This window comes from Aliirhizobium wenxiniae, assembly GCF_014201355.1.
In the GTDB taxonomy this organism is placed as follows: domain Bacteria; phylum Pseudomonadota; class Alphaproteobacteria; order Rhizobiales; family Rhizobiaceae; genus Neorhizobium; species Neorhizobium wenxiniae.
Window position 1 is genome coordinate 149749 of sequence record NZ_JACHEG010000004.1, and the last position, 16995, is coordinate 166743.

At 61.5% G+C, this 16995-nt stretch carries 12 protein-coding genes; 2 read left to right on the forward strand and 10 right to left on the reverse strand.

Annotated elements, in window-relative coordinates:
- Nucleotides 1-25 precede the first annotated feature (25 nt).
- Nucleotides 26-1711: a urocanate hydratase gene (hutU, locus tag HNQ72_RS18295; protein WP_183993982.1), complete on the forward strand. Its 1686-nt coding sequence runs from the start codon at nt 26-28 to the stop codon at nt 1709-1711.
- A 4-nt stretch (nt 1712-1715) separates the two neighbouring features.
- Nucleotides 1716-2288, forward strand: coding sequence for a HutD/Ves family protein (locus HNQ72_RS18300; RefSeq protein WP_183993984.1), 573 nt, complete (start codon nt 1716-1718; stop codon nt 2286-2288).
- 39 nt (nt 2289-2327) lie between these two features.
- On the opposite strand, the gene HNQ72_RS18305 is transcribed toward HNQ72_RS18300, so the two are convergent.
- The 10 genes from HNQ72_RS18305 to HNQ72_RS18350 form a co-directional block, all read right to left on the reverse strand.
- Nucleotides 2328-4064 carry a sulfite reductase subunit alpha gene (locus HNQ72_RS18305; protein WP_183993986.1) on the reverse strand — a complete coding sequence of 579 codons (1737 nt, stop codon included), beginning with the start codon at nt 4062-4064 and terminating at the stop codon, nt 2328-2330.
- Between the two features lie 10 nt (nt 4065-4074).
- A complete protein-coding gene (locus HNQ72_RS18310) occupies nt 4075-9570 on the reverse strand; it encodes a glutamate synthase-related protein (protein WP_183993988.1) in 5496 nt (1831 codons plus the stop codon).
- 215 nt (nt 9571-9785) lie between these two features.
- Entirely contained in the window at nt 9786-10640 is an 855-nt protein-coding gene (locus HNQ72_RS18315) for a D-amino-acid transaminase (RefSeq protein ID WP_183993991.1), read from the reverse strand.
- 100 nt (nt 10641-10740) lie between these two features.
- A complete protein-coding gene (locus tag HNQ72_RS18320; protein ID WP_183993993.1) occupies nt 10741-11655 on the reverse strand; it encodes a LysR family transcriptional regulator in 915 nt (304 codons plus the stop codon).
- A 5-nt stretch (nt 11656-11660) separates the two neighbouring features.
- Nucleotides 11661-12332, reverse strand: coding sequence for an aspartate/glutamate racemase family protein (locus HNQ72_RS18325; protein ID WP_183993995.1), 672 nt, complete (start codon nt 12330-12332; stop codon nt 11661-11663).
- Entirely contained in the window at nt 12329-13789 is a 1461-nt protein-coding gene (hydA, locus tag HNQ72_RS18330) for a dihydropyrimidinase (protein ID WP_183993997.1), read from the reverse strand. The genes HNQ72_RS18325 and hydA overlap by 4 nt, the downstream gene beginning before the upstream one ends.
- Nucleotides 13790-13800: 11 nt before the next feature.
- A complete protein-coding gene (locus HNQ72_RS18335) occupies nt 13801-14727 on the reverse strand; it encodes an N-carbamoyl-D-amino-acid hydrolase (RefSeq protein ID WP_183993999.1) in 927 nt (308 codons plus the stop codon).
- 20 nt (nt 14728-14747) lie between these two features.
- The gene (locus HNQ72_RS18340; RefSeq protein WP_183994001.1) at nt 14748-15413 is read right to left on the reverse strand and encodes an amino acid ABC transporter permease; all 666 of its coding nucleotides are present in this window, start codon (nt 15411-15413) and stop codon (nt 14748-14750) included.
- A gap of 10 nt (nt 15414-15423) precedes the next feature.
- Entirely contained in the window at nt 15424-16098 is a 675-nt protein-coding gene (locus tag HNQ72_RS18345; RefSeq protein WP_210319645.1) for an amino acid ABC transporter permease, read from the reverse strand.
- Nucleotides 16099-16103: 5 nt separating this feature from the next.
- Nucleotides 16104-16847: an amino acid ABC transporter ATP-binding protein gene (locus HNQ72_RS18350; protein WP_308422352.1), complete on the reverse strand. Its 744-nt coding sequence runs from the start codon at nt 16845-16847 to the stop codon at nt 16104-16106.
- Between the last annotated feature and the right edge of the window lie 148 nt (nt 16848-16995).

Below are 16995 nucleotides of genomic sequence, written 5' to 3' on the forward strand. Positions count from 1 at the left end.
CAAAAGAACAACGGGAACAGAAGTCATGACCAATCCGCGCCACAACATTCGCGACGTCCGGTCCCCGCGGGGATCAGAACTCAATGCCAGGAGCTGGACGACGGAAGCGCCGCTTCGCATGCTGATGAACAATCTCGACCCAGACGTGGCCGAGAACCCGCATGAACTGGTCGTCTACGGCGGCATCGGCCGGGCGGCGCGCACCTGGGACGATTTTGACAAGATCGCTGCGACGCTGAAGACGTTGACGGAAGAAGAGACTCTGCTCGTACAATCCGGCAAGCCGGTCGGCGTGTTCCGTACCCACAAGGACGCGCCGCGTGTGCTGATCGCCAATTCCAACCTTGTGCCGCATTGGGCGACCTGGGACCATTTTAACGAACTGGATAAGAAGGGTCTGGCCATGTATGGCCAGATGACCGCCGGTTCGTGGATCTATATCGGCACGCAGGGCATCGTTCAGGGCACCTACGAGACCTTCGTCGAGGCCGGCCGCCAGCATTATGACGGCAACCTCAAGGGCAAGTGGATCCTGACCGGCGGCCTCGGCGGCATGGGCGGCGCCCAGCCGCTTGCAGCCGTCATGGCCGGCGCCTGCTGCCTTGCGGTGGAATGCGACGAAACCCGCATCGATTTCCGCCTGCGCACCCGTTATGTCGATGCCAAGGCGAAGACGTTGGATGAGGCGCTTGCTATGATCGCCGAATGGACGGCGAAGGGCGAGGCGAAATCTGTCGGCCTGCTCGGTAATGCCGCCGAGATATTTCCGGAACTGGTCAAGCGCATGCAGGCGGGCGGGCCACGACCCGATATCGTTACCGACCAGACCTCGGCGCATGACCCACGCAACGGTTACCTGCCGATCGGCTGGACCGTGGAGGAGGCCAAGGCCAAGCGCGAAAGCGATCCGAAATCGGTCGAAATCGCCGCTCGCGCCTCGATGAAGGCGCATGTGGAAGCCATGGTCGCCTTCTGGGATGCCGGTGTGCCGACGCTCGATTACGGCAACAATATCCGTCAGGTCGCCAAGGATGAAGGCCTGGAAAATGCCTTCGCCTTCCCCGGTTTTGTCCCTGCCTATATCCGCCCGCTTTTCTGCCGCGGCATCGGTCCGTTCCGCTGGGCGGCTCTTTCCGGTGATCCGGAGGATATCTACAAGACCGACGCCAAGGTGAAGGAACTGCTGCCGGACAATAAGCATCTGCACAACTGGCTGGACATGGCAAAGGACCGCATCGCCTTTCAAGGCCTACCGGCACGCATCTGCTGGGTGGGCCTCGGCGACCGTCACAAGCTAGGCCTCGCATTCAATGAAATGGTCCGCAACGGCGAGCTTTCTGCCCCGGTTGTCATCGGCCGCGACCACCTCGATTCCGGCTCGGTCGCCTCGCCGAACCGTGAGACGGAAGCGATGAAGGACGGTTCGGACGCCGTCTCCGACTGGCCGCTGCTGAACGCGCTTCTCAACACCGCTTCGGGCGCCACCTGGGTGTCGCTGCATCATGGTGGCGGCGTCGGCATGGGCTATTCGCAGCATTCCGGCATGGTGATCTGCGCCGATGGTTCGGAAGATGCCGACCGTCGTCTGGAGCGCGTTTTGTGGAACGACCCGGCGACCGGTGTCATGCGCCATGCGGATGCAGGATATGAGATCGCCGTTGAATGCGCGACCGAAAAGGGCCTTCGTTTGCCTGGCATCCTCGGGAGCTGAGCCGATGCGCATCCTTCGCGCAGCAGGCCACAAGCGCATGCCGTGGAAGAACGGCAAGGGAGAGACGGTCGAGATCGCCGTCTTTCCAGAAGGCGCAAGCGTCGACACGTTCGACTGGCGCATCAGCATGGCGCCGGTCGCGTCCGATGGGGCGTTCTCCGTTTTCCCGGGCATTGACCGGACGCTGAGCATCCTCACCGGAGACGGCATGATGCTTTCGGTTGAAGGCATGGCGCCGAGTGTACTCGGCCGAAAATCAGTGCCGTTTTCGTTTCCGGGTGATGCCAAGACCGAAGCCGTACTTCAGGCAGGGCCGATTACCGATCTGAATGTCATGACCCGGCGCGGGCGCTTTTCGCATCGGGTAACGCGGAGAGAGCTGGGTGGCGAGATCGGGTTTTCTGCCGATGCGGCACTCGTCATCCTCGTCGTGACGGGCAAGGCAGAGGTGTCACAGGTCGAGCTTGATCCGCTCGACGCCGTGATCCTTGATGAGCCGGCGCAGGGCCGTGACTTGAGGCTCGAAACCCGAGAGCCTTGTTTCGTCATCGAGATCTTCGGGTCGGCGAGCCACTGACCTTGCCTCGGGCTCGCAACGGTGGGTGTCGGTAAGCCGTCAATAGACGTCCCGGAGATACCGCTTGTCCTTCTTCAGGCCGGTAACATAGTCCGCCGCCTTTTCCGCGGTCATGCCGCCGTGTTCGGCGATGATCTCACTGAGCGCTGCATCGACATCGCGGGCCATGCGGCTGGCATCACCGCAGACATAAAAGGATGCGCCATCCTCCAGCCAGGAAAACAGCGCCTTGCCGTTTTCCTTCATCCGGGTCTGAACATAGATCTTGGCATCCTGATCGCGCGAGAAAGCGAGATCGAGGCGGGTAAGCAGGCCGTCGCGGCTCATCGTCGAAAGCTCGTCTTCGTAGATGAAGTCGCTCTCGCGGCGCTGGTCGCCGAAGAACAGCCAGTTGCGGCCTTTCGCTCCGCGCGCGCGGCGTTCCTGCAGGAAGGCGCGGAACGGCGCGATGCCGGTGCCGGGGCCGACCATGATCATCGGCGCATCGTCATTGCCGGGTACGCGAAAGGCCTTGTTCGGCGAGACGAAAATGCCCGCGCTGGCGCCTTCGGCAACCCGATCGGCCATATAGGTCGAGCAGACGCCGCCGCGATCTCGGTTGGCGGCGTGGTAGCGGACGCTGGCAACCGTCAGGTGGACATGGCCTTCTGCCTCTTTAGGGCTGGACGAGATCGAATAGGCGCGGTGCTGCAACGGCTTCAGAAGGCCGACAAATTCCGCGGCATTCAGGCTGCCTTCGGGAATGAGCGAGATCAGGTCGAGTGCGTCCTTGCTCCACAGGAAGGCTTCGAGCGCTTCCTTGTCGCCATTTCGGACAACATGAGTGAGTTCCTCGTGGCCGGCACGGTGTTCGACTTCGGCAATCAGGTCGCGTGAAGGCGTCGAGATTTCGTAGTGGGTCGAGAGCAGCGTGCCGAGTGATGCGCCGCTGACCTCCATTTCAGCCGAAGCGCCGAGCCTTGCGATCAACAAATCGACCAGCGCCGGATCGTTGACCGGCATGACGCCAAGCGCATCACCTGCCTCGTAAACGAGGCCGCTGTCTGCGAGATCGAATTCGAAATGGCGGATTTCCTTGGTGGAGGCTGTACCTGAAAGGCGGCGATTGACCGCCATCGTCGAGACGTAAGGGTTCTTGCGGCTCCAGCCGGTTTGTTCTCGTGATGGCGTTGGCGCCGCCACTCCGCTCGCAACGGGTTTCTCGGCTGCAAGCGGCAGAGTTTCGCCGAACCATGCGGCAGCGGCATCCTCGAAATCGATGTCACAATCGAGGCGGGTCGCGATACGGGTGGCGCCGAGCTGTTCGAGGCGCGTGTCGATCAGCTTGCCTGCTTGGCAGAAGCCGTCATAGCCGGTATCGCCGAGTGCCAGGACGGCAAACTTCATGCCCTCAAGGCGCGGCGCGGTATCGGCGGACAATGCTTCCCAGAAAAGCTGGGCATTGTCGGGCATCTCGCCCTCGCCATAGGTGGAGGTAACGATCACCACATGGCGCATGGCTGCAAGTGCATCCATCTCGATATCGTCGAGGCCGCGCACATCTGGCGCCATGTCGAGAGCCTTGGCGGAAGCAGCTGCGTCCATGGCCAGATTTTCGGAATTGCCGGTCTGGGTGCCGTAAAGAATATGGATCGGCTGCGCAGCATTCGAGGCTGGCGCACTGGCGGTATTTTCACCGGCGAGAAGACGCGAGTTGAGGCCAGCCATGAAACCGGAGAGCCAGGCGCGCTGTTCGCCGTTAAAGGGAGCATCCTCGGGGATATGCGGGATCATCATCGGCACTGTCTCAGGCTCTAGCTGTTGCAAGGCCACCGACGGCCTTGGCTGCAAAGAGCTCCTCGAAGCTCGGGATGCGTCCGATCCGGTCGCGGTTGCTCTCCGTCTGCTGGATGATCCAGCCATAGGTGCCGGGGCTGTCGATCGACAGCGTGTTGCGACCGGCCAGCGCCTGGCGATAATCCGAGAGCCGCTTTTCCGAGACGAGAACTGCAAGCCCCTGGTCGTCGTAATCGGCAATCGCCTCGCGGGCATAACGAGACAGTTTCTGCATCAGCGCGAAATCCTCGGTCAGGATCAGGTTGCGCACCGCCTTTTCGACCGCCGGTTCGGACGGGCCGAGTGCGTTCGGAACCCGCGCCATCGCAAGCGACTGCGCCATGGAAAGCACCGTGTAATTGTTGATCAGCGTGAACATCTCTTCGGTGTCCGTCTCGCCGTGGCCGGGAGCCTTGCCGTTGAGGATCGGCTTGCGGTCGCGATAGGCGAGCTTGAACTTGCGTACCTGATGGCCGGCAAGTGCGGTCGAAAGTTCCTCGATCAGGTCCTTGCGGCTCTTCGCCTTCAGGATCGCATCGCTATCCTGATAGAGGAGCAGCGCACGCGGCAGGCAATAGACGAAGTTCGAGCGTTCGCTTTCGAAGTTTTCGAGCAGCCAGCGCGCCTTTTCCGATCCCGTCGCTTCCACATGCCATTGCAGCATCATGCGGATCGCGTCCGCATGAAAAGCCACATAGGGGTCTGCCGGATCGGCGATCGAGCCGATCAGGATGGAATCGTGGCTCATCTTCTTCGGCAGGTCGCGATAGGGATCGTACTGGTAGAAGAAGCCGCCGCTCATGCCATTGCCGACGCCCTTGCCGAAGGCGCCGAGATTGAGCACGGCGCCATTGGTCATGTATTCGCAGCAGAAGTCGCCGACACCTTCGACAACGGCGGTGGAACCGGAATTGCGCACGGCAAACCGGTCGCCCGCCTGGCCTTCGACGAAGAGCCGGCCACCCGTCGCACCGAACAGTGCGAAATTGCCGATCAGAACGTTACCGCCGGCTTCGAGCGATCCGCCGCCCGGCGAGCGCACCGAAATCGTGCCGCCATTGGCGCTTTTGCCGACGCCGTCATTGCAGGTGCCGGTATGGGAGAGCATCATGCCGTCATTGCAGAAGGCGCCATAGGACTGGCCGGCCGAACCGGATGTCGCGATCTTCACCGAGCCCGCATCGAGGAAACGGCGGCCGCGCTTGTCCTGGCGGACGGCCGGAAGGTGACGGGTCTCGTCTTCGCTGAGTTCGTGGTTGAGCATCCGCTCGATATCGACCGCAAGCTGGCCGCCGACACTCTTGTTGCGGTTGTTGAGATGATGATTGCCGCCGAGTTCGACTACCGGCAGGCCGCCATCGATCAGCGCTGACCGCACCATGTCGATAAATGCGTCATCGACCGCGTAATCCTTCTCCATATAGACGGGATCGGTGATCTTCACCTCCTCGACCACCTGCAACATCGCGCGGAGGTCAAGCTGCCCAACGCTGGACGGGTGATCGAGAAGGTGAAGAAGGTCGCTGCGTCCCCGCGCTTCGCGCAGAGACTTGAAGCCGAGGGAGGCAAGGATTTCGCGGGTCTCGTGGGCGATGTTCAAGAGATACTGCGCCAGTGCCCGCGGATCGCCATCAAACACCTCGGCATTGGTGGTGAGACCGGCCGGGCACTTGATGTTGCAGTTCTTCGCCATGACGCATTTCAGCATCATCAGCGCCGTCGTGCCGAATTCGAAACTGTCGCCACCGAGAAGCGCCGACTTGACGACATCGCTTGCCGTCTGGTGCGCGCCGGAGCAGCGCAGCAGCACCTTCTGGCGCAGGCCGTTGGCGCAGAGTGCCTGATGCACTTCGGCAATGCCGATTTCGGCGGCGCGGCCGGTATATTTGAGGCTGGTGACGGCGGCTGCCCCGGTGCCGCCGGTATTGCCGGCAACATTGATGACATCCGCACCGGCCTTGGCGACGCCGACGGCGATCGTGCCTATGCCTTCCGACGAGACCAGCTTGACGATGACGCGCACCCGCGCCGCCTTGCAGTCGTGGATCAGCTGCGCCAGATCCTCGATCGAATAGGTATCGTGATGCGGAGGCGGCGAGACGAGCTCGACACCCGGCGTGCCGCCGCGGGCAGCAGCGATCTCGACCGTCACCTTGGCAGCTGGCAACTGCCCGCCTTCGCCGGGCTTTGCACCCTGGCCAATCTTGATTTCCAGCTCTTCCAGCATCGGATCGGCAAGGTAACCCGCCCAGATGCCGAAACGGCCGGAGGCGAACTGCTTGATGCGCGAGGCGCGGATGGTGCCGTAGCGCGAGATATGTTCGCCGCCTTCACCGGAATTCGACATTCCGCCGACCATGTTGGTGCCGTGGGCGACAGCTTCGTGGGCGGTTGCGACCAGTGCGCCATGGCTCATGGCGCCGGAGGCGAGAAGCGGCGTGATTTCGCTTGCCGGCTGAACCTCATCGAGCGCAATGCCGGTAGGCGCGGTGTCGAGCAGCTTCAGATAGGCGAGAGCCTGGCCGCCCGCATGAACGCCAAGCGCGCCGCCTTCCAGCCAATGGCCGAGGATATCTGAGCCGAAACGGACGACGAGCGATTGGCCGAGAGCCGCAAGCCGGGCAAGGTCGCCGCCCTGCGGTCCGGTCAGGGTCAGGCGGAAGACATCGTCGGGCATGGCTTCGCAGCTCAACCCGCGAACGAGGAAGCTATTGTTGCCCTTGCGGGAAAAGCGCTTCATTTCCTTGCGGAAATCGTCCGGTGAAGCTGCGTAGGTGACGTCTGCCGGGAAGGCCAGCACGTCGCGAAGAGCGGCGGGACGACGGGCGCGTTCCTCTGCCATCATCCGCGCGAAGGAACGATAACCGGGCGTAATGGCGAAACGGTCGATCGCTTCGGGAGACAGCCGGTCGTAGCTCGTATTGGTATAGGCCGCGTCATCGATGCCGAATGCATCATCGAGGCGATTGAGGGTGAGCAGGCGCAGGAAGGGATCTTCCTCGCCATCCGGCTCGGCGAAGAAAGGCTTTTCCTCCGTCATGTCGACGAAGCCGCGCACGGCCGTGGTGCCGAAGGAATGGCCGGCACCTTCTGCGCGTTCCTTGAACAGGCCGAGCAGCGGGATTTCATCCTCACTCTTCACTGTCAGTGCCTTGGCGTGCCAGTCGGCGACCGCCTGGGCGATGACCTTGAAGTTGACGCCGCCGACTGGCGTCTTGACGTTCGGGAAATAGCGCTTGAGCACCGGATCGCTGGTATCGAGAAAATTCGGCTCGAAGAATTCGCCGGCGACATAGCTCTCTGCGGTGCAGAGACCGACCTTGCCCATGGTCTTCATCAGCGATTTTTCTGCCGCCTTGGCAAACCGCTTGAACGCTTTGTCGGCTTCCGCCCCGAACTTTTCCTCGGCGCGGAACTGCACGCCGAGCGGATAGACGGCCGAAGCGCCGAAGCCGAGAGCAGCAGCCACATGATGGGAGGAGGAGATCTGGCCGCTTTCGACCACGAGGGAAACACGCAGGCGCGCACCTTCCTCGATAAGTTTCTGGTTGATTGCCGAGACGACAAGGATCATCGGAAGTGCTGCGCGGTCGCGCGCCACATGCCTGTCGGTGACGACGGCAATGCCGCCTTCGTCGCGGGCGAAAGTTGCGATCGCATCGCAGAGCTTGCCGATGCCTGCTTCCAGCGCCTGCGCATTGGCCTCTGCATCTTCGAGGATCGGCGTGTAGAGCATTTCGAAGCGCCGGAAAGGCGTCTCCGTCTGCTCGCGCAGCTTCAGCATGTCGAGATGGGTGAGGATCGGCGAAGGAACGACGATCTGCCTTGCCGCCTTGGCGCCGATATTGGGCTTGGCGCCAAGCGCGATGCGCAGGGTCATGCCGTCGGCTTCGCGAATACTGTCGAGCGGCGGGTTGGTTACCTGGGCGAAGCGCTGCGAGAAATACTTAGCCACGCCGCCTTCCTGATCGGACAGCGCGTTGATGGCATTGCCATAACCCATGGCGGAGATTTTTTCCGCGCCGGTCGCCAGCATCGGGTCCATCAGGAACTTGAAACTTTCCTGATTGTGGGAATAGGCGACGTAACGTTGGTGGCGCTCCAGATCGCCATTATAGCGAAGCGGCGAGCCCTGAGCTTCCGCCGGGATTTCCGGCAGGTCTGAAAGGCGCACGCGGGCTTCGATAAGAAGATCGCGGTATGGCCGGCGGGCGGCCAGCATTTCCAGCGCTTCGAGTGTGCCATAGCTGCGCTTCTCGACATGATCGTAAACCAGCATGCCGCCGGCTTCGATACGTCCGCGATTGAGCACGGTTTCCGGCGGGAAAGCGATCTGGCCGGCTTCCGACATGACGCAAAGATAGTCTTCCGTCTCGACGGTGCGCAGTGGGCGCAGGCCGAGCCGGTCCAACCTTGCGCCGATCACATCGCCATTGCCGAAGATCAGCGCTGCCGGTCCGTCGTTCTTCTCCTCGTAAAGGGAAAAGTATTCGAGCATGGCGACGACTTCAGTGGACATTGTCTCGTCGTTTTCCCATGCCGGCGGCATCATCGAGACGACTGCGGTGACGAGATCGAGGCCATCTTCCAGAACGCGGGACTGCAGCGTCTGGTCGAGCCGGCAGCTGTCCGACTGTCCCTTGGGGCGGATGATCGCGGCATTCTTGGCGGCTGCGATCGCCGCTTCCGACAGACGGTTCTTGCGGTCGGTATTGAGTTCGCCGTTATGCGCCATCTGTCGGAACGGCTGTGCCATCGACGGATGCGGGTCCGTGTTGGTGGAAAACCGCGTGTGGAAATACATGGTGTGGATCGTGTGATCCGGATCCACCAGGTCGCGGAAATAGGGAATGACCTCGTCCGAGTTGAGGCGGCCCTTCAGAACCTGGGTGCGGGCGCTGAGCGAAATCGGATAAAGGCCGGCGAGTTCGGCGCGCGTATAGGCTTCCGCCTCGATCGCGAGGAGCGCCTTGTGGATGCGGAAGTCGAACTCGGCCTGCGAAGCGGCCTCGCTGTGACAGCCGAAAACCCATTGACGGATCGTCAGCTGGTGCCGGATGGCAGCGGGCCGGATCGCATCATTGTCGACCGGCACATCACGCTTCAGGAGAATTGCGAAACCCTGCTCCGCCAGCGCCGCCTCGACGAGACGCTCTGCTTCGCCATGGAATGCGGGATCTGCCGGCAGGAAGAAATTGCCGACACCGAAGCGGCGCGGCTGAAGATCGGGGCGTCCGGTCAGCTTGCGGAAGAAGCCGAGGGATAGGTCCACGGAAATGCCTGCTCCGTCGCCCACACCTTCCGCCGACATGCCGCCGCGATGCGGAACCGCACAGAGGGCTTCGTGGCCCTTGAGCAATACGTCATGTGTCTGAACGCCGTTCTTTCGCGTTATGAAGCCGACGCCACAGCTGCTTTTTTCCTCTGCGGGATCATATAGACCGAAGCCCTTATTTGTCGCTTCCATGTTCAGACTCCCACGGGAAATAAGTCAACTTTGCTGACCTATATAATGTGATATATGGAGTCAAGTTTAATCGTTTTTGCAGCGCACAACAACACCTTGGCGACTCGCAGCGATGGAGCGGATCGACCTGAGAAGTGCCTGTATGGAAGCGGTTTACAGAGCCTGAGACGAGCAAGGATGGCTTTATCCCTGCTCGTCTCAAAGTGATGCCTATGTCAGATGGCGCTGGCCGTCTTGTGCGCGATATAAAGCTCGCGCAGCTTCAGGGTCAGCGGTCCGGGCTTGCCGTCACCGACAGGCTGGCCGTCGATCACGGTTACCGGCAGGACGAAACTCGTTGCCGATGTGATGAAGGCTTCGGCGGCATTCTTGGCTTCTTCCGGCGAGAACGGGCGCTCCTCATAAGGAATGCCGGCCTTGTCGGCGATGTCGAGAACGCTGGCGCGGGTGATACCGTGCAGGATTGCATTCGACAGCGGCCGGGTGATCAGCTTGCCTTGCCTGTCGATGATATGAGCGGTCGCCGAGCTTGCTTCGGTCACGAAACCGTCTTCCACCAGCCAGGCGTCGTCGGCGCCCTTTTCCATCGCCTGCATCTTGGCCATGGACGGGTACAGCAGCTGCACCGTCTTGATGTCGCGGCGTTCCCAGCGCCAGTCGGGCAGCAGCGCCACCGACATGCCGGTCTTTACCTTGGGATTTTCGATCACCGATTTCGCCTGGGTGAAGAGAACCAGTGTCGGCTTCGGTTGCTTCGGAAAGGCGAAGTCGCGGTCGGCGGCACCACGGGAAATCTGCAGATAGATCAGGCCTTCCGTCAGATCGTTGCGACGGACGATCTCGCGGTGAACTTCCAGCAGTTCGTCGGTCGAGATCGGCAGCTCGATACCCAGTTCGGTGATCGAGCGTTTCAGGCGGGCGGAATGACCGTCATATTCCAGAAGCTTGCCGCCGATGACGCCGGTCACCTCATAGATCGCATCGGCAAACAGAAAGCCGCGATCGAAAATGGAAACCTTGGCATCGGCTTCAGGCAGCCAATCGCCATTGAGATAGACGATACGGGACAAGATGTTACTCCTTCAGGATGATGAGTGGCGGTCAGCGAATGCTGTGCAACGCCGATAGGGCAAAATGAAAGCGCAGACTGTTCGCCGACGCGAAAAAGGATCACAGCACATCGCCGACGGCTCGTTTAAGTTCGGCGATGAAACCATGCAGCAGGCGCGAGCGCGGAATGCCTTTGCGGGTAATCATCACCGCCGGGATCTCGCAGGGCGGCTGAAAGGGAAGTTGCACCAGCCCTTCGGAAGGCTGGTAGGCGGCGCTATAGGGATCGACGATCGCGGCGCCAACCCCGGCACCGGCCAGAACCGCAGCGGTCGCGCAATAACGCACCTCGACGCGCGGTTCATAGGTCATGCCGTCGCGCTCGAAGGCATCTCGCAGCATCTGGCCCATGCGCGATTCGACCTCCAGGCCGATGAAACCGTACTCGGTCAGATCGTTGACCGCCACTTCCTGACGTACCGCGATTTCGTGTTCCTTTGGCACCAGAGCGACCATGTGGGTGCGCGCCAAAACCTCGACATTGACCGACGGATGGCGCTCGAGCGCGATCGCCAGCCCGATATCGGCTGCGCCGCTCTGCACGGCATCAATCACATGTTCCAGACGGCGAACGTCGTAAGCAACCGAGACATCCGGTCGGTCCTTCAGGAAACGGGCGAGAGCCATCGGCGCCACCGTATTGCCGAGCGGCGGCGTCGACATGATCCGCAAGCGGCCCGACGTGCCATGCCGGATCGAGCGGGCGCGGGCCGAGAAATTGCGCAGCATGCTGAAGACGGGACGGACTTCTTCGAACAGAAGCAGTGCTTCTTCGGTCGGCTCCAGCCGCCGATGCAGGCGTTCGAACAGGGTCACGCCAAGCTGGTTTTCGAGCTGGCGGATGCCGTTCGACACGGCAGGCTGGGAAATGCCCAGCTGTTCTGCGGCCTCGACGGTCGTCTCACAGCGCATCATCGCGCCGAAGATTTCGAGGAGACGCAACGAGATATCCGGCTTGTGCTCGATCTCGGTCATGGCTGTCAGGTCAGAACTGCGCCGAGCGCCATGGCGACGGCCGCCTGGGTCGGGTCGATGACGCGGATCCCGAGTTCTTTTTCCAGCCTGCGGCGATGGCCGGACATGCCTGCACAACCGAGCACGACGGCACCGGCGCCCATCTGCCGAAGTTTCGTGCCGGCCTTGAGCAATGCCGAATAGCTCTCCTCCCCATGGCCGCTTTCCGCGACGCTGATCGAACCTTCGAGTGCGACTTCACCGGAAAGCCTGCCATCGACGCCGAGGCGGCGAAGATTGCGTAAGTGACGCGGGATCGAGCCTTCGGCAACGGCGATGACGCCGAAGAGATCGGCAAGCGCCAGCGCACTCAACACCCCGGCATCCTGAATGCCGTAAACCGGTTTGGTGGTGATAGACCGGGCGAGATCGAGACCGGGCTGTGAATAGCAGGCCAACACATAGGCCGAAGCATCCGAGCGGCTTTCGATCAGGTCTGCGGTGCGAAGCGAAGCCTCATCGACATGGCGCTGGGTGACGACGCCGGGCGGGCCTTGCCTGATGGTGATGCATTCGATTACCGGACCGCCGGGAAACTGCATGCCGGCGACCGCTTCACGAAGGCCTTCGGTGACGCTTTCGGAACTGTTCGGATTGATGACGAGGATCGGGCCGATCATGTTTTTGGGCGTGCTCATGGCGCGATCTCCACGCCAAAATTCTGCGCCGGATCGAGTTCCTTGGCGCGGTAGCCGGGCTTGCCCGTGAGATCGACCGGGTTGCGGGCGATGAAGCGGCCGCGGCCGCGCTCGGCCTTCAACGCGCCGTTCTCGACTATGACATCGCCGCGGCTCATGGTCATAACCGGCCAGCCTTCGATTTCCATGCCCTCGAATGGCGTGTAATCCATATTGTCGTGCTGGTCGGCAAGCGTTGCCGTGTGGCGGGCTTCCGGGTCCCATATGGCAATATCGGCATCGTAACCGGGCGCGATCGTGCCCTTCTTTGCCACGCCGAATGTCCTGGCCGCATTGGTGCTCGACAGCGCGACGAACTGTTGCAGAGTGATGCGGCCCTTGGCGACTCCCTCGGAGAACAGATAGGGCAGGCGCATGGCGATGCCGGGCATGCCGTTGGCAATTTTGGGGTAAGGCGCATCCGTGCCATTGGCGAACTTGCCTGAGGCATCGAAACGATATGGCGCGTGGTCGGAAGACACGCTTTCGAACGTGCCGGACTGCACATGCCGCCAAAGCGCGGCCTGCGTTGCCGCATCTCGCACCGGCGGCGAGCAGATGAATTTCGCACCTTCCATGCCCGGACGGTCGAGATCCTCACGGGTCAGCGCCAGATATTGCGGGCAGGTTTCGGCAAACAGTTTCGTGCCGGCAAGCTTTTCCCGCTGGACGATGGCGGCACCGCCAGAAGTCGAGACATGGACGATGAAAAGTGCTGCATCGACGAGTTTCGCCAGCGACACGGCGCGATTGATAGCCTCTTCTTCGGCCAGTTCCGGGCGGCTGATGGCATGGTATTTCGGTGCGGTGAGGCCGGAAGCGGCCAGCCGCTTGTTCATCCATTTGACCATGTCGTTGTTTTCGGCATGGACCATGGTGAGCGCACCATGGGTTTTCGCCACCGTCAGAATGTCGAGCATGCCGCCATCGCCGATATTCATCAGGTCATAGGTCATGAACACCTTGAAGGAGGTGATGCCGCGGGCAAAGACGCCCGGCAGCTCTTCCAGAACGGCGGCGGACGGATCGGAAATGATCAGGTGGTAGGAATAGTCGAGCACCGATTGCGGGGCCGCGCGACCGTCATAGGTCGAAATGACATCGGCGATCGACTGGCCGCGATGCTGTGCGGCAAACGGAATGAAGGAGGAATTGCCACCGAAAGCGGCGGAGACAGAGCCCGAATAATAGTCGTCGGCGGACATGAGGCCGCTGGAGCTTTCCTGGGCGATATGGGCATGCGCCTCGATGCCGCCCGGAACCACCAGCTTGCCGCCGGCATCGATCCGGCGGGTGCCGCCCGCGATCTTCTCGCTGATGGCGGCGATACGGCCGTCGATGATGCCGATATCGGCATCGAAGACATCGGATGCGGTGGCGATGCGGCCGCCATGGATGACGGTATCGAACTCTGTCATTGCGCTGTTCCTTAAACTTCGACGATGACGCCGGTCTGGCTCGTGATGCGGCCATAGTGTTCGATACGACGATGGCGTTCGAAATCAAAGATCGTCTTCTTGCCGAAGTCGCATTTGGCAAAATCGCATTCGGCGATGATCAACTCGTCTTCCTCCGTTACGGCCCTTGCCAAGATGAAGCCGTCCGGATCGACGATGATCGAGCCGCCCATCAGCGGATGACCGTCCTCGACGCCCGCCTTGGCGATACCGGCGACATAGGTGGCGTTCTGGTATGCGCCGGCCTGCAGCGAAAGTTCCGAATGGAACAGACGCTTTTCCAGTCCCTCGGCGCTCATTTGTGCGTTCACCGAAGGCGTGTTGTAGCCGATCGTCACCAGCTCTACGCCCTGCAGGCCGAGGCAACGGAAGGTTTCGGGCCAGCGGCGGTCGTTGCAGATCGCCATGCCCATGATGACGCCCTCGTTGCGCCAGACGTTGAAGCCCAGATCGCCGGGTTCGAAATAGCGCTTTTCGAGATGCTGGAAGGCGCGCTCGGTATCGTATTCCGAATGGCCGGGAAGATGGATCTTGCGATATTTGCCGACGATGTTTGCCTGACGGTCGGTGATGATCGAGGTGTTGTAATAGTGGCCGTCAGGCGTCTTTTCGGCATAACCGAAGGTGATCGCGATACTAAGCTCGCGGGCGCGATCAAACAGCGGCTGGGTGGCCGCGTTCGGCATTTCGGTCTCGAACCAGAAATCGATCTCGGCCTGGTCTTCCATATACCAGCGGGGAAAGAAGGTGGTCAGCGCCAGTTCCGGGTAGACGACCAGATCGGCACCCTTGGAGGCTGCCTCGTCGAGCAGCGCGATCATGCGCTTGATCACGCTTTCGCGGCTGTCGGCCTTCTGGATGGCGCCGAGCTGGGCACCTGCAATCTTCATGACGGTCATCGGGGTTCCTTTCGAAGCGATCAGGCGGCCAGACGCCGCTGGAAATGGCTGACGAGGCGTACCAGCGGCCACAGCAGCACGAGATAAAAGAGAGCGGCCAGCACCAGCGGCGAGGCATTGTACGTAACCGACCGGGCCATGCCGGCATTGTAGAGAAGTTCGGACAAAGAGATGACCGAGGCAAGCGACGTGAGCTTGACCACTTCCACCGTGTTCGACAGCAGGTCCGGCAGGACGTTGCGTACCGCCTGCGGTAGTACGACGTAGATCAGCGTCTGTGCGGGGCTGAGACCCGTCGACTGCGCCGCTTCCCACTGGCCTTTCGCGACCGAGATGAGGCCGGCGCGATAGACCTCCGCGTAATAGGAGGAGTTGTTGAGCAGGAAGGCGATGACGACGGCGGCAAAGGGCGAGATGTTGATGCCGGCAAAGGGCAGGCCGGCATAGATGAAGATCAGCAGAACCAGCGGCGGCAGAGCGCGAAAGAGATCGGTATAGGCGATCGAAAGCCATCGCAGCCAGCGGCGCTCGCTCATGTTGCCGAGTGCCACGAACAGGCCGCCGATCAGGCCGAGCAGGATGACGGCGCTGCAGAGCTGCAACGTCATCCACAGGCCGGTGATGAGCAGCGGCAGCGATTTGCGCATGATCTCGATATTGAAGAACTGGTCGATGAAGATATCCATGTCCGGCCTCCTACCGCTTCTTCCAGGCGGTGCGGCTTTCCAGCCAGCGGGCAACGATCACCATCGGCAGGAAGATCACCAGATAGGCGACGACCGACATGGTGAGCGGCGTGGCGCTGCCGGAAAAACTCTGCGCCGTCGTGGCGCTAGACAGGATTTCAGAGACGCCGATGGCAGAACCGAGCGCCGTCATCTTGGTGATCGCAAGGACGCGGTTGACGAGCGGCGGGATGGCGAGCCGCACCGCCTGGGGCAGGGCGACATAGGCGAGTGTGCGGGTGAAGCCGAGACCCGTGGCGATGCCAGCCTCCCACTGGCCCTTTTCGACCGACGAGAAACCGGCCCAGAAAATCTCCTCGGCAAAGGCGGCAAGCGTCGCCGCCAGCACGATGAACAGCACCATCGGCCCGGACAGCTGGATGCCGATCGACGGAAAGCCGAAATAAAGAATGAGGATGACGACCAGCGGCGGCAGGGCGCGAAAGATGTCGGCATAACAGATGATGAAGAAGTTCAACGTCTTGATGCGATAGCTGCGCAGGCAGGCAAGCAACAAGCCGCCCGCAATGCCGGCGATGATGACGGCGGCGGCGATCTGGAGCGTCACCCAGATGCCGGCGATGATATCCGGCGTATATTGCGCCATCACCACCGGGTTGAAGAAGGTTTGGAGAAACCGGTCCATGGCGGTTATCCGGAAACGCGCGAGAGGAAGGCACGGGTGCGCTCAGCCTTCGGCGCGCCAAAAATCTCGTCCGGCGTGCCCTGTTCGACCACGACACCGCCATCCATGAAGACAACCCGGTCGGCCGTCTCGCGGGCAAAACCCATTTCGTGGCTGACGACGACCATCGTCATGCCTTTGGATTTAAGGTCCTTCATAACTTTCAGCACGGAGCCGACGAGTTCGGGATCGAGCGCAGACGTCGGCTCGTCGAACAGCATGACCTTCGGATCGAGTGCGAGCGAGCGGGCAATCGCGACGCGCTGCTGCTGGCCGCCGGAGAGTTCGCCCGGATAGGCATCCGCCTTGTGCTCCATGCCGACCTGTTCGAGCATGTCCATGGCGCGCGCATCGGCTTCCACTTTCGACCGTTTCAGCGCCTTGCGTTGGGCGAGCGTGACATTCTTCAGCACGCTCATATGTGGGTAGAGGTGAAAGCCCTGGAAGACCATGCCGATCTGCAGCCGCATGCGGTCGAGATCGCGGCGGGTGCCGGCCATGATGTTGCGGCCATCTACAATGATGTCGCCGGATGTCGGCTCCTCAAGCCGGTTGCAGCAGCGCAGCATCGTGCTCTTGCCGGAACCGGACGGGCCGATGACGAAGACGAGTTCGCCTTCCGCAACTTTCAGATCGATCTTCTTCAGAATGGTGTTGGTACCGAAGCGCTTTTCCAGCGAGACGATTTCCAGCATGGGGCGATTGGCCATTCAGGCTACTCCGGCAGGCACGGTGTCAGGCGGGATGGCCGATCCGACCGGCGGATCAGCGGCGTTTCCGCCCGGATACGACCTGCAGCAGCAGGTCGCATCGCGGTCTGAAAAAGAGTGGACAGGCGAGTGGGAGGCCCCGCCCGTC